Consider the following 19899-nt stretch of genomic DNA (forward strand, 5'->3'; position numbering starts at 1 on the left):
CCCGTCCGAAACGTCGAAAGGAAGAAAGATGTCCGTCTACACCCTCCCCGAGCTGCCCTACGACTACGCGGCGCTCGAGCCGCACATCTCCGCCAAGATCATGGAGCTGCACCACTCCAAGCACCATCAGGCGTACGTGACCGGCGCGAACACGGCGCTCGAGCAGCTCGCCGCCGCGCGCGAGTCCGGTGACCTCGCCGGCATCAACAAGCTCGAGAAGGACCTCGCGTTCAACCTCGGCGGCCACATCAACCACTCGGTGTTCTGGCAGAACATGTCCCCGGACGGCGGCGACGCCCCGGAGGGCGAGCTGGCCGCCGCGCTCGAGGACGGATTCGGGTCGATCGACGCGTTCCGTGCGCACTTCACCGCCACCGCGCTGGGCGTGCAGGGATCGGGTTGGTCGGTGCTGGCGTGGGACGGCGTCGGACAGCGTCCCGTGATCTTCCAGCTCTTCGACCAGCAGGGCAACGCGCCTCTCGGCGTGACCCCGCTGCTGCAGCTGGACGTCTGGGAGCACGCGTACTACCTCGACTACCGCAACGTGCGCGCCGACTACGTGAAGGCGTTCTGGGAGATCGTGAACTGGGCCGACGTGCAGCAGCGCTTCGAGAAGGCCCGCAGCGCGACGCCGGGACTCATCACGCCGGCCTGAACCGGGACGGATGCCGGCACGCGCGCGTCTCGCAGAAACGCGCGGATCTCGCAGGAATCCACGGGAAGCCTGCGAGATCCGCGTCGATCTGCGAGGCCGGCGCGGCGGCAGCCGCGGCGTCAGCCGGCGGGGCGCACCAGGCCCGTCTCGTAGGCCAGGATCACGAGCGCCGCTCGGTCGCGGGCGTGCAGCCGGCCGAGGAGCCGGCTGACGTACGTGCGCGTCGTCGCGGGGCTCAGGAACAGGTCGGCCGCGATCTCGTCGTTGGTGCGTCCCCGGCCGACGAGGGTCAGGACGTCGATCTCCCGCTCGGTGAGACCGTCCAGCCGAGAGCGATCCGGCGTCCTGGCCGCGCCGGCCGCCGCGCGCATGACCGTCGCGGTCACCGCGGGGGAGAGCAGGGCGTCTCCGGCGGCGACCGTCCGGATCGCCGAGCGGAGATCCTCGGGGGAGACGTCCTTGAGCAGGTAACCAGCGGCCCCCGCGCGAACGGCCTCGTGCACGTGCTCGTCCTCGTCGAAGGTGGTGAGGATCAGCACGCGCACGCCGTCGAGTGCCGGATCGGACACGATCGCCCTGGTTGCCTCGAGTCCGTCCATCATCGGCATCCTGATGTCCATCAGCACCACGTCCGGGCGGTGCTCGCGCACGCGGGAGAGCCCCGACCGGCCGTCGGGGGCCTCGTCCACGACCCGGATGTCGCCGTCGCGCTCCGCGAGCGGGCGCAACCCGGCGCGCACCAGCTCCTGGTCGTCGACGATCACCACGCGGATCCCGGTCATCGCGTCTCCTCTCCGTCCACGGGTATCCGCGCCTCGACCAGGAAACCGCCCGGCGCCGGTCGCGCCGTCAGGCGTCCGCCCAAGAGCTCGGCGCGCTCCCGCATCCCGCGGATCCCCGATCCCTCCCCGACCGGCTCGCGCCCGAGGGAGCCGTCGTCGCTGATCTCGAGGCTCAGGATGCCGTCGACCACCCGCGCGCGCAACCGCAGCGTGCGGGCGTCGGCGTGGCGGAGGATGTTCGTCACGGACTCCTGGACGATGCGGTAGGCCGCGGCATCCACGGATGGGGCGAGCGCGTCGGAGGGGACCGCCATCTCGGTGACGACGCGCAGTCCGGAATCCCGTGCCACGGTCAGGAGCGGATCCACCGCGGCGAGGCCCAGCACCGGGGCCTGGTCCGGAGCCCGATCCGAACGCAGGATCTTCACGGTGCGCCGCAGCTCGCGCAGGGCATCCGACGTCGCCTGACGGACGCGCCCGAGGGCCCGACGCGATGCCGCCGCGTCCTCGGCCTCCGTCGCCACGCCGGCATGCAACGCGGCCACCGACAGCGTGTGGCCGATCGTGTCGTGCAGGTCCCGCGCCATGCGCAGGCGCTCCTCCTGAAGCCGGGCGTCGGCGGCGCGCTGCTGCTCGGCCGCCGTGAGCTCCGCGATGCGCGCCGTGCGCTCCCGCGCCTCGCGGGTCAGCCGCACGGCCGCGCCCAGCGCGATCGCCGCGGCCGCGAGTGCGACCTCCGTGACGAACGTGTAGCCGTTCAGGCCGGCCTCCGGCGCGTCGTCGATCAGGCGGAAGAAGGTCGCGACCGCCAGCAGCACGGCCGCCGCGCCGACGGCCCAGGGCGTGCGGCGCTGCTCAGCGGCGGAGAACAGAGCGCCGGTCGCCGGCAGCACCATCCCCACGGGCGGCAGATCGAGGATGTAGTAGCCGAACACCGCGATGAGGGTCAGCACCAGCACCAGGCGGGGCGCACGCCGGCGCACCAGCAGCAGAGCGCCGAAGAACACCGCGAAGCCGTAGGCGGGGGCCGAGGCGCGGCCCGCCGGATCCGCCGCGATGACGACCGCGAGGACGAGGGCGACAGCGAGCGCGAGTGCGGCGTCGGTCAGCCGGGGGTCGACGTCCGTGCGCATGACCCCAGCGTAGGAGCACGCTCGCCATCCCGCGATCCGCTGTGGGCGATGCCGGAGTCGCCTCGGGGCGACTCCGGTCGTCGGAGAGATCGCGTCGGGGCGGTGTTCGGTGACGATCCGGGGCCGATGTGCCCAGCCCGGTCCCCGCCGAGGCTGGAGGCATGACAGAGAACACATCAGACACCTCCCGCCCAGGCCTGCCCTGGCTGCTCATCATCGGGCTCGCGTCGCTCTCGCTGCTGTGGCCGCTGGCCGAGTTGGTCGGCATCCCTCAGGGGGCGCCGCGCGCTCTCACGATCATCGCGGTGATCGCCGCGACCTGGATCGGCGTGGTCGGCTTCGGACGCGTGCCTCGCCCCGTGCTCGTGCTCGCGCTCACCGGCCTGATCCACGGCGTCATCGCCCTCGGTGCCGCCGTCCTCCTCGGCGGGTTCGACCGTCCGATCTGGACGCTGTTCGCCGGGCTCGCCATCGACATGTTCTGGGGCACCGTCGCCGGGCTCGTCGCCCTCGGAATCCAGCAGATCCGCAAGGCGGCGGCATGAGGATCCGCCGTGCGACGGCCGGGCTGGCGGTGGCCGCCGCGTCCCTCGCGGCGCTCGCCGGGTGTGCGGGGTTCTCGACGACCACCGTCGCAGACCAGGAGTTCGTGACCGAGCTGGCGATCCCGCCGCTGGCGCCGTCGAGCGTCGAGGACGGCGTGCGGACCTTCCACCTCACCGCGCAGGAGGCGTCCACATCCTTCGCCGGCGTCGACGAGCCGACCACGACGTGGGGCTTCGACGGGTCGTTCCTCGGGCCGACGCTGCGGGCGCAACGCGGTGAGCGCGTCGCAGTGGAGGTCGACAATCGCCTCCCGGAGCGGACCAGCGTGCACTGGCACGGCATGCATCTTCCGGCCGCCATGGACGGCGGGCCGCACCAGATGATCGAGCAGGGCGAGACCTGGCGCCCGACCTGGACGATCGATCAGCCGGCGGCGACGCTCTGGTACCACCCGCATCCCCATGGGGAGACCGAGAAGCATGTCTACCTCGGCCTCGCCGGCATGTTCCTCCTCGACGACGACGCGAGCCTCGCCGCCGATCTGCCCCGGGAGTACGGTGTCGACGACCTGCCGCTCATCGTGCAGGACAAGGAGTTCGACGACCGCGGTCAGCTGGTGCTGCGGCAGGACGGCGCGGAACCCGGGATGCTCGGGGACACCGTGATGGTCAACGGCACGATCGGCGCCTTTCACGATGTCACCACCGAGCGGGTCCGACTGCGGCTGTTGAACGGGTCGACCGCGCGCACGTACACGTTCGCCTTCGACGATCGGCCCCTGACGATGGTGGCGAGCGACGGCGGGCTGCTCGACGCCCCGATCGAGCGGGACGCCCTGCGGCTCGCGCCCGGGGAACGGGCCGAGGTCGTCGTCTCCTTCGAGCCGGGAGAGACCGTGCGCCTGCGGTCGGTCGTGACCGACCTGGGCGGAGTTCTGGTGCCGGCGACCTCGGGCGGCAACGACGAGTTCGACGTCCTCGAGTTCCGTGCCGCCGATGAGCTCACTCCCTCGGAGGAGCCGTCCTGGCCGGCGGCGAGAGACGCCGCGTCGGACGAGCTGCACGAATCCGCGGCATCCGTCACCCGCTCCTTCACGCTGAACACGCGATCCATCAACGGCGAGGAGATGGACATGTCCCGCATCGACGAGGTGGCCTACGTGGGCGACACCGAGATCTGGGAGGTCCGCAGCACGCAGGCGATCCCGCACAGCTTCCACGTCCACGATGTGCAGTTCCGGGTGCTGTCCGTCGACGGGCGCGAACCCCCCGACGAGCTCGCCGGACGCAAGGACACGATCTACCTGCAGCCGAACACGGTGTACCGTCTGCTGCTGCGGTTCGACGACTACGCCGATCCCGAGATGCCGTACATGTACCACTGCCACATGCTGCTGCACGAGGACGAGGGCATGATAGGGCAGTTCGTCGTGATCGAGCGCGGTCAGGAGGAGCAGGTGCGCGCACGGGATCACGACGAGCACGGCCCGCAGGGCGGCTCCGGCTCACCCGGCGAGCACGCTCACTGACGCGGCGGCCGGGTGCTCAGTCCTCGGCCGCAGCCTGGGCCGCCCGGTACCGACGATTGCGCAGGCCGAGCACGACCGCGGCGAGGAGCGCGGCCACGACGGACGCCGTCAGCACCGCGACCTTGCCGTGGTCGTAGTGCGGGCTTCCCGCACCGAAGCTGAGCTCCAGGACGAGCAGCGAGACCGTGAATCCGATGCCGGCGAGCACACCGACCCCGGCGATGTCGATCCATCGCAGCGACGGGTCGAGGTTGATGCGGCGGATCCGCGTGATCAGCCAGGTCGCTGCGGTGATGCCGAGCGGCTTGCCCACCACGAGACCGACGACGACGGCGATCAGCACCGGGTCCGTGAACGCCGATGCGAAGCCGTCCGCTCCGCCGATCGCGACTCCGGCCGAGAAGAACGCGAACACCGGCACGGCGAAACCGGCGGACAGCGGGCGGAAGCGGTGCTCGAAGATCTCGGCGAGACCGGGACCGGCATCGTCCGTCCGGTCCGCCTTCTTGTGCAGGACGGGGATCGTGAACCCGAGCAGGACGCCGGCGATCGTCGCGTGGATCCCGGACGCGTGCATGAGAGCCCAGGCGACGAACCCGATCGGGAGCAGGATCAGCCAGGCCGCTGCGGGCTTGGCATGGAACATGCGGCGCGACAGCTGTGCGACGGTTCCGTACGCGGCGATCGTGAGAAGCGACAGCAGCAGCGGGACGAGGTCGATGGACTTGGTGTAGAACAGGGCGATGATCCCGATGGCGATGAGATCGTCCACCACCGCGAGGGTCAGCAGGAAGATCCGCAGCGCGCTCGGCAGATGCGAGCCGATCAGGGCGAGGACCGCCACGGCGAAGGCGATGTCCGTCGCCGTGGGGATCGCCCAGCCCCGCGCCTCGCTGGAGGTCGCGCCCACGATCGTCACGTACAGCAGCGCGGGAACCGCGACCCCGCCGATGGCGGCCACGACCGGCACGATCGCGGTGCTGGGCGAACGCAGGTCGCCCGCGACGAACTCGCGCTTGAGCTCGAGGCCGACGAGGAAGAAGAAGATCGCGAGCAGCCCGTCGGCCGCCCACGCGCCCAGCGAGAGCTTCAGATGCCACGGCTCGTAGCCGATCTCGACGTCGCGGATCGCGAAATAGGTCTCCGCCCACGGAGAGTTCGCCCAGATGAGCGCTGCAGCGGCGAATGCCACCAGCAGAAGACCACCGACCGTCTCGGTGCGCAGGATCTCGCCGATGCGGCGCGATTCCGCTCGAGAGGCGAAGGGGAAGATGGTGCGGATGCGAGCGGGAGTGCGCGACATGAGCGCCTTTCGGGTCGAGGACGTGGCCGTCGACCAGGCTTCCCGACTCTCCGCTTCCCATTCTAGCGGAGCCCGTCGCGCTCACCGGAGCTGAGCGAAGCGCTCCACCTCCCGGGTGGGGCCGACCACGAGGACGACGTCGCCGTCGGCGAGGACGGTGTCGGCCTGAGCGTTGCGCCACTCGCCGCCCGCGGTGCGATACGCGGCGATCGTCACGCCGTGCGTGTGGCGCACGGCCCCCTCGGTGAGGGTGATCCCGTGCAGGATGTGCGGTGCGACCGTCTTGACCACGGCGTACCCCTTGTCGATCTCGAGGTAGTCCGCGGCGGCTCCGCGGACGAGGTGCGCGACGCGACGCCCCATGTCCTTCTCCGGGTAGACGACCTTGTGCACGCCGAGCTGCTCGAGAACGGCACCGTGCCGCTCGTCGACCGCCTTGGCCCAGATCACCGGCACGTCCAGCTGCAGCAGGAGGGAGGCCGTGAGGATCGAGGCGGTGATGTCATTGCCGATCGAGACCACCACGCGGTCGAACTCTCCGATCGCGAGCTGCTCGAGCACCTCCAGTCGCGTGGCGTCTGCGCGGACGACCTGGGTGAGTGCGCCGTTGAGAGATTGCACGACCGCCTCGTCCTCGTCGATTCCCAGCACGTCGGTGCCGGACTCCATCAGTTCGAGCGCGAGCGAGGTGCCGAATCGGCCGAGCCCGATCACGGCGACCGAGTCGGCCTCGGCGATCCTGCGGGCATCCTGCTGTCCGAAGGAGAGGAATCTGCTCATGGTTTCCTTTCGAATCCGCGCTCAGCCGATCGCGGGACGTTCCTTGGGGAGTTCGTATGCTGTGGTCCGCTCGCGCAGCGCCAGCGCGGACCCGAGCGTCAGGGGACCCAGGCGGCCGAGGAACATGAGTGCGACGAGGATCAGCTGCGCGGCGACGGGCAGGTCGGCCGTGATCCCGGTCGACATGCCGACCGTGCCGAACGCGGAGACGGCCTCGAACAGCACGCGGTCCAGGTCGAGATCGGTCATCGCCAGAATCGCGATGACACCGGCCATCACCGCACCGAGGGCGACGAGGACCACGGTGATCGCCTCGCGGTGGACGGCGCGCGAGAGCCGTTTGCCGAACACGTTCACCGCCGTTCCGCCGCGCAACTCCGTGAGCATGATGAAGAACAGCACGGCGAACGTGGTGACCTTGATCCCGCCTGCGGTGCCGGCGGGGCCGCCGCCGATGAACATGAGCACGTCGGTGCCGAGCCAGGTCTCGTCGTGCATCTGCGCGATGTCGACGGAGTTGAAGCCGGCCGTGCGCGCCTGCACGGCGTGGAAGAAGCCGGCCAGGATGCGGGACGCGGGGTCGAGCGCGCCGAGAGTGCCGGGGTTGTCCCATTCGATGACGACGACGTATGCCGTGCCGAGGACGAGCAGCGCGGCCGTCGCCGACAGGACGATGCGCGTGTTCATGGTCCAGTGCAGCGGGCGTCGGAACTCCTTGCGCAGCTGCCGGAGCACCGGGAATCCGAGACCCCCGAGGATGATCGCCGCGCAGATCGGCAGACAGATCCACGGGTCGGAGACGAACCCCATCAGGCTGTCGGTGTACAGCGCGAAGCCGGCGTTGTTGAACGAGGACACCGAATGGAAGACGGCATGCCACGCCGCCTTCCCGGGATCGTAGCCATAGGCGGTGAGGAATCGGACGAAGAGCAGGACGGCGACGACGGCCTCGATCGTCAGTGTGGTGAGCAGGATGCCGGTGGCGACGCGTTTCACGTCTCCGCTGCTGCTCGTCTTGGTCTCGGTGCCCGTGATGACGCGTGAGCGCACCGAAAGCTTGCGCGCCAGCGCCAGGCCGATCAGTGCAGCGAACAGCATGATGCCGAGTCCGCCGAGCTGGATGAGCAGCAGGATCACGACCTTGCCGAAACCGCTCCAGTGCACGGCCGTGTCCACGACGATGAGCCCGGTCACGCACACGGCGGACGTCGAGGTGAACAGCGCGTCGACGATGCCGGTCCAGGTGCCCTTCGCCGAGGAGATCGGCAGCATCAGCAGCAGGGTGCCGAGCGCGATGACCGTGCCGAAACCCGTCGCGATCGCCTGTGCCGGAGCCAGGTGCCGCTTCGTCCGACGCGTGTGCGGAAGGGGGACCGTGTGAGCCACAACAGGGCACACTACGCGAGCGGGAAGGCGGAGATCGCGTTCCTAACGGAATCCATGCGGGACGATCCTGACGGAATCCCCACGGCATCGATACGCGCGCCCGTCGCCGCCGGAGGCTCACACGAGCTCGGCCGCCAGCGCCCGGATGCGCGCGCGGATCTCGTCCCTGATCGGGCGCACGGCCTCGATGCCCTGACCGGCCGGGTCGTCGAGCTCCCAGTCCTCATAGCGCTTGCCGGGGAAGATCGGGCACGCGTCGCCGCATCCCATCGTGATCACGACGTCCGAGTCCCGCACGGCCTCGGTCGTGAGGATCTTGGGGGATTCGGCCGTGATGTCGATGCCGAGCTCCGCCATCGCCTCGATCGCGACCGGGTTGATCTGCTCGGCCGGGATGGACCCGGCCGAGTGCACCTCGACGCGATCGCCCGCGAAGTCGCGCAGGAATCCTGCGGCCATCTGGGAGCGCCCGGCGTTGTGCACGCAGACGAAGAGGACGGACGGCTTGGCGGTCGCTTCGGTCATCGTTTCTCCTGATCGAGGGGATGGTCAGTGGGTGAGGTCGTCGACGAGTGCGCGCACCCGGTTCGCGATGTCATCGCGGATGGCGGCGACGCCGTCGGCGGAGGCGAGCGCGGGGTCCCCGACGGCCCAGTCGTCGTAGCGGACGCCGGGGATGATCGGGCAGACGTCGCCGCATCCCATCGTGATGACGACATCCGCGGCGCGGACGGCATCGTCGGTGAGCGGCTTGGGGAAGCGCTCCGCGGCGCGATCGCCCTCGATCTTCTCGAGGATCGAGCGCACGTGGGGGTGGATGACCTCCGCGGGGTTGGACCCTGCGGAACGCGCGACCACTCTTCCGCCCGCCATCTGGTTCACCAGTGCTGCGGCGAGCTGCGAACGTCCGGCATTGGCGACGCAGACGAACAGCACCTGCGGCACCGACACTTCGCGGTCGCGGGTGAGATCCGCCAGGCGCTGACGAGCGAAGCGCTCGGTCAGCGGCACGAGCGCGGAGTGCACTCGGGCGGTGCGGGCGAGCGACGTATACGACTCGCGCACGATGGTGAGGACGACGTCCGGGTCCAGGTCGGGGACCTCGGAGGAGAGCTCATCCGCAAGATGCGTGATCCGCTCGTCGAAGTCGGGACCGCCCGAATCGTCGCGGACGTCGCTCCAGGGTGCCACGGTCGCGGGAGCGAACGAGTCCAGAAGCGCGGTGACCGCAGCGCGGCGGTCCGGGTTGATCCGGTACCAGACCCAGGTGCCCCGGCGCTCCGACGTCAGGACGTCGACCTCCTTGAGCACCTTGAGATGATGCGAGACGGTCGGCTGCGATACCTCGGCGAGTTCGGCGAGATCGCACACGCACGACTCACCGCGGGGGTCGGAGGCGATGGCCGACAGCATCCGCAGTCGCAGCGGATCCGACAGAGCCTTCAGCGTGGATGCGACGGAGGCCGCGGCATCCGCGCCGATGGCATGGGCGGCGACGGGACTGCAGGTGTCCTGGACGATCAGCGCGACGTTCACGACGGCATCCTCTCTGCGGTGTGCGGATCGGTGGGGAACCAGCGCCTCGCCGTCCACAGCGAGACGTAGACGAGCCCGACGAGCACGGGCACCTCGATGAGCGGGCCGACGACGCCCGCCAGCGCCTCACCCGATGTCGCGCCGAATGTTCCGATCGCGACGGCGATCGCGAGCTCGAAGTTGTTGCCCGCGGCCGTGAACGCCAGCGTCGTGGAGCGGGCGTAGCCGAGCCCGAGCGCCTTGCCCGTGAAGAGACCTGCTGCCCACATGATCGCGAAGTACGCCAGCAACGGCGCGGCGATGCGGGCGACGTCCCAGGGGTGCTGCGCGATCTGATCGCCCTGCAGCGCGAACAGCAGCACGATGGTGAACAGCAGGCCGTACAGCGCCCACGGTCCGACGCGGGGGAGGAAGGCCTCCTCGTACCATTCGCGGCCCTTGAGGCGCTCGCCGAGGTAGCGCGAGGCGAAACCGGCGACCAGAGGGATGCCGAGGAAGATCAGCACATTGAGGGCGATCTGCCAGACCGAGACCTGCAGTCCCTGGGCGTCCAGGCCGAGCCAGCCGGGGAGGACGGTGAGGTAGAACCAGCCCAGCAGCGAGAACGCGACGACCTGAAACACGGAGTTGATCGCGACCAGCACCGCGGCGGCCTCCCTGTCGCCGCACGCGAGGTCGTTCCAGATGACGACCATGGCGATGCAGCGGGCGAGTCCGACGATGATGAGCCCGGTGCGGTACTCGGGTAGGTCGGGCAGGAACGTCCATGCGAGCGCGAACATCAGCGCGGGACCGACCAGCCAGTTCAGCACCAGGGAGGAGACGAGGAGCCTCTTGTCTCCGGTGACGGCGGCGACCCTGTCGTAGCGGACCTTCGCGAGCACCGGATACATCATCACGAGCAGCCCGATCGCGATCGGGATCGAGATCCCGCCGACTTCGAAGGCCGCCAGCAGGCCGGGGAGTCCTGGGACGAAGCGCGCCAGCAGGAGGCCGGCGACCATCGCGAGTCCGATCCAGAGCGGCAGCAAGCGGTCGAGCGTGGGCAGTCGTCTGACGGCGGGTGCGGTGACGGTCACGGGCGCCTCCTGTATTGATCCGCGTCTATATTGACAGAGATCAATATAGGAGGCAAGCGCGGGGCGTCAGCTGCGGCGTGATCTCGCGGGCAGATCGATCGGCCCGGTCACCGACAGCTCGTCCTCCCAGCACTGGATGCCGGTGACCTCCGGCATCCTCGCCCTCGTGAACACAGGATCCAGGCCTTCGCGGCGCTGTTGCGAATAGTCCTTCAGCAGCTTGAACGCGACGCCCGACAGGAGCGCGATGGCGATGAGATTGATCAGCGCCATGATCCCCATGATCCCGTCCGCCGTGTTCCAGATGAGGTCGGCCGAGGCGATCGATCCGAGGAAGACCACCGCGACGACGACGACGCGGAACGTGGTCAAGACGACCGGTTTGGTGTTCAGGAACTCGATGTTCGCCTCGCCGTAGTAGTAGTTGCCGAGGATCGAGCTGAACGCCAGCAGGAACACGATCACGCTCAGCAGGACGTTCGACCAGGGGCCGAGCGCGCTCACGAGAGCGTTCTGGGTGAGCACGATGCCCCGCTCGGCGTTCATGAGGTCCGGGGTCGAGACGAGCACGATGAAGGCGGTGATGGAGCACACGAGGAACGTGTCGAAGTAGACCCCGAGCGTCTGGACCAGCCCCTGCTTGACCGGGTGCGTGACGGCAGCGGTCGCGCCTGCGTTCGGCGCGGAGCCCAGACCCGCCTCGTTCGAGAACATGCCGCGCTTCGCGCCCACCATGATGATGGCGCCGATCGTTCCGCCGGCTACCTCCTGCGTGCCCCAGGCCTGGGTGTAGATGGACGCGAACACCTCGGGCAGCCGGTCGATGTGGATGCCGACGATCACCAGGCCCAGGATCAGGTACAGCAGAGCCATCAGGGGGACCACCGCCTGGGACACCGAGGCGATCCGGCGGACCCCGCCGAAGACCACGAGGGACGTGAGGACGGCGAGAACCGCGCCCACCACCCACGGGATCCAGCCGACCTCGCCGCCGAAGCTGCCGGAGAGCGTGGCGCTGATCGTGTTCGCCTGGAGCGAGTTGAACGACAGCGGGAAGCACAGGATCAGCACGACCGCGAACAGGATCCCCATCCAGCGGGCCTTCAGACCGTGCTGCATGTAATACGCCGGTCCGCCGCGGAAGCCGTCCTTGTCGCGGACCTTGTAGGTCTGTCCGAGGGTCGACTCGATGAAGCTGGAGGCACCGCCGATGAACGCCATCGTCCACATCCAGAACACCGCACCGGGACCGCCGATCGCGATCGCGGTGCCGACGCCGGCGATGTTTCCGACACCGACGCGCGAGGCCGCCGATATCGTGAACGCCTGGAACGCCGAGACGGACTGGGGTTCGCCGGATGCGTCCCGTGGGGTGCGGTTGGTGAGCGTTCGGAACATCTCGGGGATCAGCCGGAACTGCACCACGCCGGAACGCAGCGTGAAGTACACCCCGAGCACGGCGAGCACGGGGAAGACGATCCAGGTCCACAGGGTGTCGCCGGCGGAGAGCACGAAGTCGTTGAGCGCGTCCATCGGCCCAGTATGTCGGTCCGCGGCATCCGACGGCCAGAGGCCGCGCGAGATCGCACCGGCGCCCGCGTTCAGATCCGGGAGGTCGTGCCCCGGACGATGAGCTCGTACGGCAGCGCGCCGTGGGAGGCGGCGGGCTCGGCATCCTCGAGCCGTGCCAGCACCGTGTCGGCGGCGCGCTCGCCCTGGCCGATGGGGAACTGGTCCACGGTCGTCAGGCGGAAGAACTCGCCGAGCTCGTGCCCGTCGATGCCCACGATCGAAAGGTCCTCCGGGACACGGAAGCCGAGGTCGCGCGCGGCGAGGATCGCCCCGATCGCCATCTCATCGGATGCGGCGAACACCGCGGTCGGGCGCGGGCCGGGGCGGCCGAGCAGCTGCTTGGCCGCCCGATAGCCGCCCTCGACCGTGAAGTCGGCGGGCTCCAGGAAGGCGGGGTTGAGCGGGATGCCCGCATCCGCCAGCGCCTTCTCGAACCCCTGACGCCGCTGGGTCGGGATGTGGAAGTCGAGGTCGAACTCCGGGTTCGCTCCGATGTGCGCGATGTCGCGGTGCCCGAGGCTCAGCAGATGCTCGGTGGCGAGCTGGGCGACGGCGACATCGTCGACCGTGAGGGTGTCCAGCCGCGGGTTCGGGCCGCCGATCGCGATCACGGGCAGGCCCAGGCTCAGCAGCTGGCTGGTCTCGTCCTCATCGAGCTCGATGGAGACCGCGATGATGGCGTCGACGCGCTGACGTCGCAGAGCGGTGGTGAACACCTCGCGGCGCACGTCGCGGTCGGCCGTGATGTTGTACAGCGTGATGTCGTAGCCCTGGCGCATGAGGGCGCTGGAGACACCGGACAGCACGGTGCTGAAGAACCACCGGTCCAGGAACGGCACGACCACGCCCACGTTGCGCGTGCGTCCGGAGGCGAGGGAGGACGCACGAGAGGAGACGACGTAACCCAGCGCGTTCGCGGCGGTCAGCACGCGCTCCCGGGACGCGGCCGAGACATGCCCCCGCCCGCTGAGCGCACGCGAGACCGTGGCGGTGGAGACCCCCGCCAGCTTCGCCACCTCGTCGATGCTCGTCATCGTGGTTCTTTCATTCGGGATCGCGAGACTTGGTTTGCGGGGTGAGGCTTGGCCAGGGTGGGTCGGTCTCACTCCGCAAACCAAGTCTCGCGGGGAGGGAGCTCAGGACAGGGTGTACCAGACGGCGGTGTCGACGGGCAGTGCCGCGCCCTCGAACGGTCGGCTCTGCACGACGAAGGTCGCGCCGGCCGGCAGCTCGATCGACTCCGTGCCGAGGTTCACCGCGACATGCAGGTCCCCGCGACGGAAGGCCACGGCATCCGGGTCCAGGTCCTCCCAGACCAGCGTCCCGGAGCCGAGCTCGTGCTCGCGACGCAGACGCAGCAACTGCTTGTACAGGGAGAGCGTCGAGGTCGGGTCGTTCTCCTCCGTGGCCCGCGCGTACGCGCCCCATTCCGTCGGCTGCGGCAGCCACGAGGCGCCGGTGTCGTTGAAGCCGAACGCGGGGGCGTCGGCCTCCCAGGGCAGCGGCACGCGGCACCCGTCCCGGCCGTAGCGCTTGCCCTCGGTGCGGAACCAGGTGGGGTCCTGACGGAACTCGTCCGGGATCTCCATCGCCTCGGGGAGGCCGAGCTCCTCGCCCTGGTACAGGTACGACGAGCCGGGGAGCGCCAGCATGACCGTGGTGGCCGCGCGTCCGCGGGCGAGGCCGACGGCCGTGTCCGGCTTGTTCGGCGTGAGCGGGCCGATGCCCTCGCCCTGCGGGTTTTCGTCGGTGAACGCCAGTCGGGTCGCGTGGCGGACGACGTCGTGGTTCGAGAGCACCCAGGTGCTGGGAGCGCCGACCTTGCCGAACTCCTCGAGCGATTCGCGGATGACGGCGCCGAGCTCCTTCGCGTCCCACGGGGTCATGAGGTACGGGAAGTTGAACGTCTGGTGCATCTCGTCCGGACGCACCCAGAGCGCGGTCTTCTTCAGCGTCGGCAGCCACGCCTCACCGCACAGCGCGCGGTCGCCGTCGTACTCGGCGAGCACCTGATGCCAGTCGCGGTAGATGTCGTGCACCTCGTCCTGGCCCCAGTACGGGACGTTCTCCTCGCCGCCGCCCATCGAGTCGGCGTCGGGGACGGGGGCGTAGTCCGGCAGACCCGCCTGCTTGGCCATGCCGTGCGCGACGTCGACGCGGAAGCCGTCCACGCCCCGGTCGAGCCAGAAGCGCAGGATGGAGCGGAACTCCTCCTTGACCTCCTCGTTGGTCCAGTCGAAGTCGGGCTGGGTTGGGTCGAAGATGTGCAGGTACCACTGGCCCGGCGTGCCGTCGGCCTCGGTGATGCGTTCCCACATGCCGCCGCCGAACACGCTCTCCCAGTTGTTCGGGGGCAGTTCGCCGTTCTCGCCGCGGCCGTCGCGGAACACGTACCGTGCGCGCTCCGGGCTGCCGGGGCCGGCCTTCAGCGCGGCCTGGAACCAGGCGTGCTGATCGGAGGAGTGGTTCGGGACGAGGTCGACGATGACCCGGATGCCGCGGGCGTGCGCCTCGGCGAGCATCGTGTCGAAGTCGGCGAGCGTGCCGAAGATCGGGTCGACGTCGCGGTAGTCGGCGACGTCGTAACCGGCATCCTTCTGCGGGCTGGTCATGAAGGGGCTCAGCCAGATCGCATCGATGCCGAGCTGCTGGAGGGAATCGAGGCGGCTCGTGATGCCGGGGAGGTCGCCGATGCCGTCGCCCGACGCGTCCGCAAAGGATCGCGGGTAGATCTGATAGATGACGGCGCTGCGCCACCACTCGGAACCGGGGGCGGCGGACTGTTCGAGCTGAGTCATGCGATGAGCCTACTGCAAGCGCTTACAGTTCCGCGAGCGCCGCGGTCGGACCGGCGCGGACAGGGCGTCAGGCGTTGAGGACGACGTTGATCGGAGGCTCGCCGGCGAGCAGCCGCTCGATCTGCGTGCGGACGACGCGCGCGATGCGCGGATGCATGGCGTCGGAGGACCCGCCGACATGCGGTGCGATCAGGACGCCGGGGGCGGTCCAGAGCGGATGCCCGGCGGGCAGCGGCTCCGGATCGACGACGTCGAGCGCCGCCCGGATCCGGCCGCGGGTCGCGTGGTCCACGAGCGCGTCCGTGTCGATGAGGACGCCGCGTCCGACGTTCACGACCAGGGCGCCGTCGGGCAGGGCCGACAGAGCCGCGTCGTCGATGAGGTGACGCGTGTCGGAGGTGTCCGGCAGGCCGAGGATGACGATCTCGGCATCCGGAAGCAGTGCCGGCAGCTCGTCGATCGCGTGCACCTCCACGGTGCCCAGCCGATCGTGCTCGACGGTGCGCGCCGTCCGGGCCACCACGGTCAGCCGGGCCTCGAAGCCGGCCAGCCGCTCGGCGATGGCCTGGCCGACGCCGCCGAAGCCCAGCAGCAGCACACGGCGATCGGCGAGACCGGGGGACCACAGTCGCTCCCAGGCGCCGCGATCCTGCGAGCGCACGAATTCCGGGATGTGCCGTTGCGCGGCGAGGGTCAGTGCGAGCGCCTGCTCGCCCGTCGCGGTCTCGTGCACCGTGGCGGCGTTCGCGAAGCGCTGGCCTTCGGGCAGGATGTCGATGATGCTCTCGTAACCGATCATCTGCCCCTGCACGAGCCCGACCTCGACGCCCTCGAGCGCGCCGAGCGCCTCGCCGGCATTCATGTACGGCGGGACGACGATGTCGAGACGCTCTCGGGGCGCGGGGGACTGCATGTCCCAGATCAGCACCTCCACACCGTCGGGGACGGGGGCGATGTCGGCGGCGAGGCGATCGGTGGGGACGGTGACGACGAGGCTCACCCCTCGAGCCTATCCTCGCGTGCGCGCCGGGCGCGGAGTAGCGTTCGGATTGTCTCCCGACGAGAGGACGTCCGATGATTCCCGAGATCAACTACTGGGCCGTGCTGCTGGCGACGGTGTCGAGCATGGTCGTCGGCGCCGTCTGGTACGCGCCGGGCGTCTTCGGCCGGCGCTGGGCGAAGCTCGCGCACGTGGATCTGGACAATCCCTCACGGGGTCCGCTGTGGCCGATGGTGGCGACCGTACTGGTGAGCTTCGGCACGGCGTGGGTGCTCGCCGGAGCCTCGGCGATCGCCTGGCACTTCTACGAGGGGTCGTTCTTCGCCGCCACCTTCGTCACCGCGATCCTGCTCTGGGGCGGATTCACGGGTGCGCGATTCATCACGCACGATGCGTTCGAGGGGAGACCGACTCAGCTCACGACGCTGAACATCGCGCACGAGCTCGTCACCGTCGCCGTCATGGCGCTCATCATCGGGGTGTGGCCGCCGCCGCTCGGCTGACGTTCCTTTCGCTCGCGCCCATCTCGCTCGTTGAGCGAGCGAAGCGAGCCGAAACGCGGCTACTGCTGATCGGCTTCCACCGCGTTTCGTCTCGGTCGGCTCCGCCGTCCTCGCTCAACGAACGAGGGGTGAGCTCTGCCGTCCTGGTTCGACGAACGGTCGGGGTTCCCTACGCGGCGACGCGGGCGACCGCAGCGATCGCGCTCGTGAAGAAGTCCAGACCGTCCACGCCGCTGCGCATGGCGGCGACGGTGTCGGGGCCGAAGCCCGGCTCGGTGGCGTGCTCGGGGTGCGGCATGAGGCCCACCACGTTGCCCGCCTCGTTCGTCACGCCCGCGATGTCGCGCAGCGACCCGTTGGGGTTGACGCCGGCATAGCGGAACGCGACGAGGCCTTCGCCCTCCAGACGGTCGAGCGTCTCCTCCGAGGCGATGTAGCCGCCGTCGCCGTTCTTCAGCGGGATGACGATCTCCTGGCCGGTGCGGAACGCGTTGGTCCAGGCGGTGTCGGCGTTCTCCACGGTCAGCTTCTGGTCGCGGCGCACGAAATGCTGGTGGTCGTTGCGGATCAACCCGCCCGGCAGCAGGTGCGACTCGACGAGCATCTGGAATCCGTTGCAGATCCCGAGCACGGGAAGCCCCTTCGCCGCGGCATCCCTGACCTCCGTCATGATCGGCGAGAGCGCGGCGATCGCGCCGGCACGCAGGTAGTCGCCGTAGCTGAACCCGCCGGGAAGGACGAGCGCGTCCACGCCTTCGAGGTCGTGGGAGCCGTGCCACAGGGCGACCGGCTCGGCGCCGGCGAGGCGGACAGCGCGCTGCGCGTCGCGGTCATCCAGCGAACCGGGGAACGTCACCACCCCGATCCGGATGCTCATTCGACGACCTCGATGCCGACGACGTCCTCGATCACGGAGTTCGAGAGGACCTCGTCCGCCACGCGCTTCGCCTCGGCGAGCAGCTCGTCGGTGACCTCGCCCTCGACCGTGAGCTCGAAGCGCTTGCCGATGCGGACGTCGCTGAAGCCCTCGACGCCGATGCGCGCGAACGCCCCGGAGACGGCCTTCCCCTGCGGGTCGAGCAGTTCGGACTTGGGCATGACGTCGACGACGATGGTGGGCATTCGGGCTCCAAAAGTCGCGGGAAGGCGGGCAGGCCCAGTCTACTGGCCCCGCGATGCCGCGACGCGCGAGGGTCAGGAGTGGAAGACGGTGTGCAGGTCGCCGATCAACTCGCGGCCGCCCAGGCCGTCGATCTCGAACAGCACCGAGATGCCGGCGACGCGGCTGCCGAGCCGCTCCACGAGCTGGCGTCCGGCGGCGAGCGTGCCGCCCGTGGCGAGCACGTCGTCGATCAGCAGCACGCGGGACCCGGTCGGCAGGTCGTCGTGCATCTCGATCGTCGCGGTCCCGTACTCGAGGGCGTAGTCGACGGATGCCGCGGGGCGGGGCAGCTTGCCCGCCTTGCGGATCGGGATCAGTCCGGTGCCGGCGGCGATCGCGGCGGCGCCGGCGAGGATGAACCCGCGCGCCTCGATTCCGGCGACGACGTCGAACTGCCCGGCGAAGGGCTCGAGGATCGCCTCGGTCGTGACGCGCAACGCCTCGGCATCCGCCAGCAGCGGCGTGATGTCGCGGAAGACGACGCCGGGTTCCGGGTAGTCCGGGATGCTGCGGATCAGGGATTCGGCACGGACGAGTGCGGGCGACAGCGGGGTGGAGGGCACCGGCCAAGGGTACTCCGCCTCGCTGAGCCATCCGAGAGGGCGATGTGCTTGACACACGTGGGAGCGCTCCCATAGAGTGACTGCTCAGCTCGTGGGAGCGCTCCCACGACTGCCCGAAGCACGACCGCATCACACACGCACGACCCACTGCAACAGATTCCGCACAAAGGAGTGACCCGTGAACACACGCGCACGACGCCGGATGCTGGTGACGGCATCCCTGGCCTCCGTCTCGGCTCTCGCCCTCGCCGGCTGCACCGGCTCCGGCGACGCCGCCGAGGGGAGCTCGGACGAGGAGATCACGCTGACGATCACCACGTTCGGCACGTTCGGCTACGAGGACCTGTACGACGAGTACGAAGACCTGCACCCGAACATCACGATCGAGGCGAACAACATCGACACCGGTGGCAACGCTCGCACGGACGCATTCACCAAGATCGCCGCCGGCTCCGGCCTCAGCGACATCGTCGCGATCGAGGAGGGCTGGCTCGGCGCGATCATGGAGGTCTCGGACACGTTCGTCGACCTGCGCGACCACGGCATCGAGGACCGCAAGGACGACTGGCTGGACTGGAAGTACGCCCAGGCCACGGATGCCGAGGGCCGTGTGATCGGCTACGGCACCGACGTCGGGCCCACCGGCATCTGCTACAACGGCCCCGCGTTCGAGGCCGCCGGTCTTCCGAGCGACCGCGAGTCCGTCGCCGAACTGCTGAACGGCGACTGGGAGAACTACTTCGCCGTCGGCCAGGAGTACACCGACAAGACCGGCAAGGCCTGGTACGACCACTCCGGTTTCGTCTGGAACTCCATGGTCAACCAGCTCGACGAGGGCTATTACACCGCGGACGGCGAGCTGAACGTCGAGGGCAACGACCTGCTCAAGGAGCGGTTCGAGCTGCTGGGCGCGGCGACCGAGGGCGGCCAGTCCGCCGCGCAGACGGCCTGGGACTGGAACGGCGGCAAGTCGTTCGTCGACGGCACCTTCGCGACGTTCGTCTGCCCCGGCTGGATGCTGGGCACGATCGCCGGTCAGCTCGAAGCCGGCGGCGGAGACGCCTCCACCGGCTGGGACTTCGCCGACGTCTTCCCCGGCGGTGCGGCCAACTGGGGCGGCGCCTGGCTGTCGATCCCGGAGACGTCGGAGCACAAGGAGGAGGCCGCGGCCCTCGCCGACTGGCTGACCCAGCCCGAGCAGCAGGTGAAGCAGTCCGCCGCCGCGGGCAACTTCCCCTCGACCGTCGAGGCGCAGGAGACCCTCGCCGCCGAGGCCACCCCGAACGAGCTGTTCAACGACGCCCCCACCGGGGCGATCCTCGCCGAGCGCGCGAAGGGCGTCGTCGCCCAGTTCAAGGGACCGGATGACTCGGTCATCCAGGAGAACGTGTTCGGCCCGGCGCTGAGCTCGCTCGACCGCGGTGAGACCGACACCCAGGGCGCGTGGGATCAGGCCCTGTCCCTGCTGAACGAACTGGTCGGCTGACCCTCAGTCGTTCCTTCCGGTCGCAGTCCCTGCCGCCTCGGCGCCGCCAGAGCCGCAGGGACTGCGACCGGAGACGCCCACTTTCGA

Annotated in this window: 20 protein-coding genes; 5 read left to right on the forward strand and 15 right to left on the reverse strand. The window is 69.6% G+C overall.

Going from position 1 to position 19899, the window contains the following annotated elements; translation table 11 throughout:
• Positions 1-28: 28 nt before the first annotated feature.
• Entirely contained in the window at positions 29-655 is a 627-nt protein-coding gene (locus tag KYX17_RS20305) for a superoxide dismutase (RefSeq protein WP_243228992.1), read from the forward strand.
• A 119-nt stretch (positions 656-774) separates the two neighbouring features.
• On the opposite strand, the gene KYX17_RS20310 is transcribed toward KYX17_RS20305, so the two are convergent.
• Positions 775-1437 carry a response regulator transcription factor gene (locus KYX17_RS20310; protein WP_243228994.1) on the reverse strand — a complete coding sequence of 221 codons (663 nt, stop codon included), beginning with the start codon at positions 1435-1437 and terminating at the stop codon, positions 775-777.
• Positions 1434-2570, reverse strand: a complete 1137-nt coding sequence (locus tag KYX17_RS20315; protein ID WP_243228996.1) for a sensor histidine kinase — start codon at positions 2568-2570, stop codon at positions 1434-1436. Before KYX17_RS20315 ends, KYX17_RS20310 begins: the two co-directional genes overlap by 4 nt.
• A 161-nt stretch (positions 2571-2731) precedes the next feature.
• Here KYX17_RS20315 and KYX17_RS20320 point away from each other — a divergent pair, with 161 nt between their 5' ends.
• Positions 2732-3115 (forward strand): hypothetical protein, encoded by a 384-nt coding sequence (locus KYX17_RS20320; protein ID WP_243228997.1) that lies wholly within the window; start codon positions 2732-2734, stop codon positions 3113-3115.
• The gene (locus KYX17_RS20325; RefSeq protein ID WP_243229000.1) at positions 3112-4644 is read left to right on the forward strand and encodes a multicopper oxidase family protein; all 1533 of its coding nucleotides are present in this window, start codon (positions 3112-3114) and stop codon (positions 4642-4644) included. The genes KYX17_RS20320 and KYX17_RS20325 overlap by 4 nt, the downstream gene beginning before the upstream one ends.
• A 16-nt stretch (positions 4645-4660) precedes the next feature.
• Here the strand turns inward: KYX17_RS20325 and nhaA are convergent, their stop codons facing one another.
• From nhaA to KYX17_RS20375, 10 genes are all read right to left on the reverse strand, one after another.
• On the reverse strand, positions 4661-5947 hold the full coding sequence (gene nhaA, locus KYX17_RS20330; RefSeq protein WP_243229002.1) for a Na+/H+ antiporter NhaA: 1287 nt from the start codon (positions 5945-5947) through the stop codon (positions 4661-4663).
• A gap of 81 nt (positions 5948-6028) precedes the next feature.
• Complete coding sequence (locus KYX17_RS20335; RefSeq protein WP_243229004.1) at positions 6029-6727, reverse strand: TrkA family potassium uptake protein; 699 nt, start codon at positions 6725-6727, stop codon at positions 6029-6031.
• A gap of 21 nt (positions 6728-6748) precedes the next feature.
• Positions 6749-8113 (reverse strand): TrkH family potassium uptake protein, encoded by a 1365-nt coding sequence (locus KYX17_RS20340; RefSeq protein WP_243229006.1) that lies wholly within the window; start codon positions 8111-8113, stop codon positions 6749-6751.
• A 117-nt stretch (positions 8114-8230) separates the two neighbouring features.
• Positions 8231-8638 carry an arsenate reductase ArsC gene (locus KYX17_RS20345; RefSeq protein ID WP_243229008.1) on the reverse strand — a complete coding sequence of 136 codons (408 nt, stop codon included), beginning with the start codon at positions 8636-8638 and terminating at the stop codon, positions 8231-8233.
• Between the two features lie 24 nt (positions 8639-8662).
• On the reverse strand, positions 8663-9649 hold the full coding sequence (locus KYX17_RS20350) for a metalloregulator ArsR/SmtB family transcription factor (protein ID WP_243229010.1): 987 nt from the start codon (positions 9647-9649) through the stop codon (positions 8663-8665).
• Positions 9646-10653, reverse strand: coding sequence for an ACR3 family arsenite efflux transporter (gene arsB / locus KYX17_RS20355; protein ID WP_243229220.1), 1008 nt, complete (start codon positions 10651-10653; stop codon positions 9646-9648). The genes KYX17_RS20350 and arsB overlap by 4 nt, the downstream gene beginning before the upstream one ends.
• A 141-nt stretch (positions 10654-10794) precedes the next feature.
• Complete coding sequence (locus KYX17_RS20360; RefSeq protein WP_243229012.1) at positions 10795-12261, reverse strand: sodium:alanine symporter family protein; 1467 nt, start codon at positions 12259-12261, stop codon at positions 10795-10797.
• Between the two features lie 68 nt (positions 12262-12329).
• Complete coding sequence (locus KYX17_RS20365; protein WP_243229014.1) at positions 12330-13334, reverse strand: LacI family DNA-binding transcriptional regulator; 1005 nt, start codon at positions 13332-13334, stop codon at positions 12330-12332.
• A 102-nt stretch (positions 13335-13436) separates the two neighbouring features.
• Positions 13437-15098, reverse strand: coding sequence for a glycoside hydrolase family 13 protein (locus KYX17_RS20370; protein ID WP_243229017.1), 1662 nt, complete (start codon positions 15096-15098; stop codon positions 13437-13439).
• Positions 15099-15165: 67 nt separating this feature from the next.
• Complete coding sequence (locus KYX17_RS20375) at positions 15166-16098, reverse strand: 2-hydroxyacid dehydrogenase (RefSeq protein WP_243229019.1); 933 nt, start codon at positions 16096-16098, stop codon at positions 15166-15168.
• Positions 16099-16172: 74 nt separating this feature from the next.
• Here KYX17_RS20375 and KYX17_RS20380 point away from each other — a divergent pair, with 74 nt between their 5' ends.
• Positions 16173-16601 (forward strand): DUF1761 domain-containing protein, encoded by a 429-nt coding sequence (locus tag KYX17_RS20380; RefSeq protein ID WP_243229020.1) that lies wholly within the window; start codon positions 16173-16175, stop codon positions 16599-16601.
• Between the two features lie 169 nt (positions 16602-16770).
• On the opposite strand, the gene purQ is transcribed toward KYX17_RS20380, so the two are convergent.
• From purQ to KYX17_RS20395, 3 genes are all read right to left on the reverse strand, one after another.
• Positions 16771-17478: a phosphoribosylformylglycinamidine synthase subunit PurQ gene (gene purQ, locus KYX17_RS20385; RefSeq protein ID WP_243229022.1), complete on the reverse strand. Its 708-nt coding sequence runs from the start codon at positions 17476-17478 to the stop codon at positions 16771-16773.
• A complete protein-coding gene (gene purS, locus KYX17_RS20390) occupies positions 17475-17723 on the reverse strand; it encodes a phosphoribosylformylglycinamidine synthase subunit PurS (RefSeq protein WP_243229024.1) in 249 nt (82 codons plus the stop codon). The genes purQ and purS overlap by 4 nt, the downstream gene beginning before the upstream one ends.
• 72 nt (positions 17724-17795) lie before the next feature.
• Entirely contained in the window at positions 17796-18326 is a 531-nt protein-coding gene (locus KYX17_RS20395; RefSeq protein ID WP_243229026.1) for an adenine phosphoribosyltransferase, read from the reverse strand.
• 178 nt (positions 18327-18504) lie between these two features.
• Between KYX17_RS20395 and KYX17_RS20400 the strand changes: the two genes are divergently transcribed.
• Positions 18505-19812: an ABC transporter substrate-binding protein gene (locus KYX17_RS20400; protein WP_243229027.1), complete on the forward strand. Its 1308-nt coding sequence runs from the start codon at positions 18505-18507 to the stop codon at positions 19810-19812.
• Positions 19813-19899 lie beyond the last annotated feature (87 nt).

The organism is Microbacterium sp. CIAB417 (assembly GCF_022788845.1).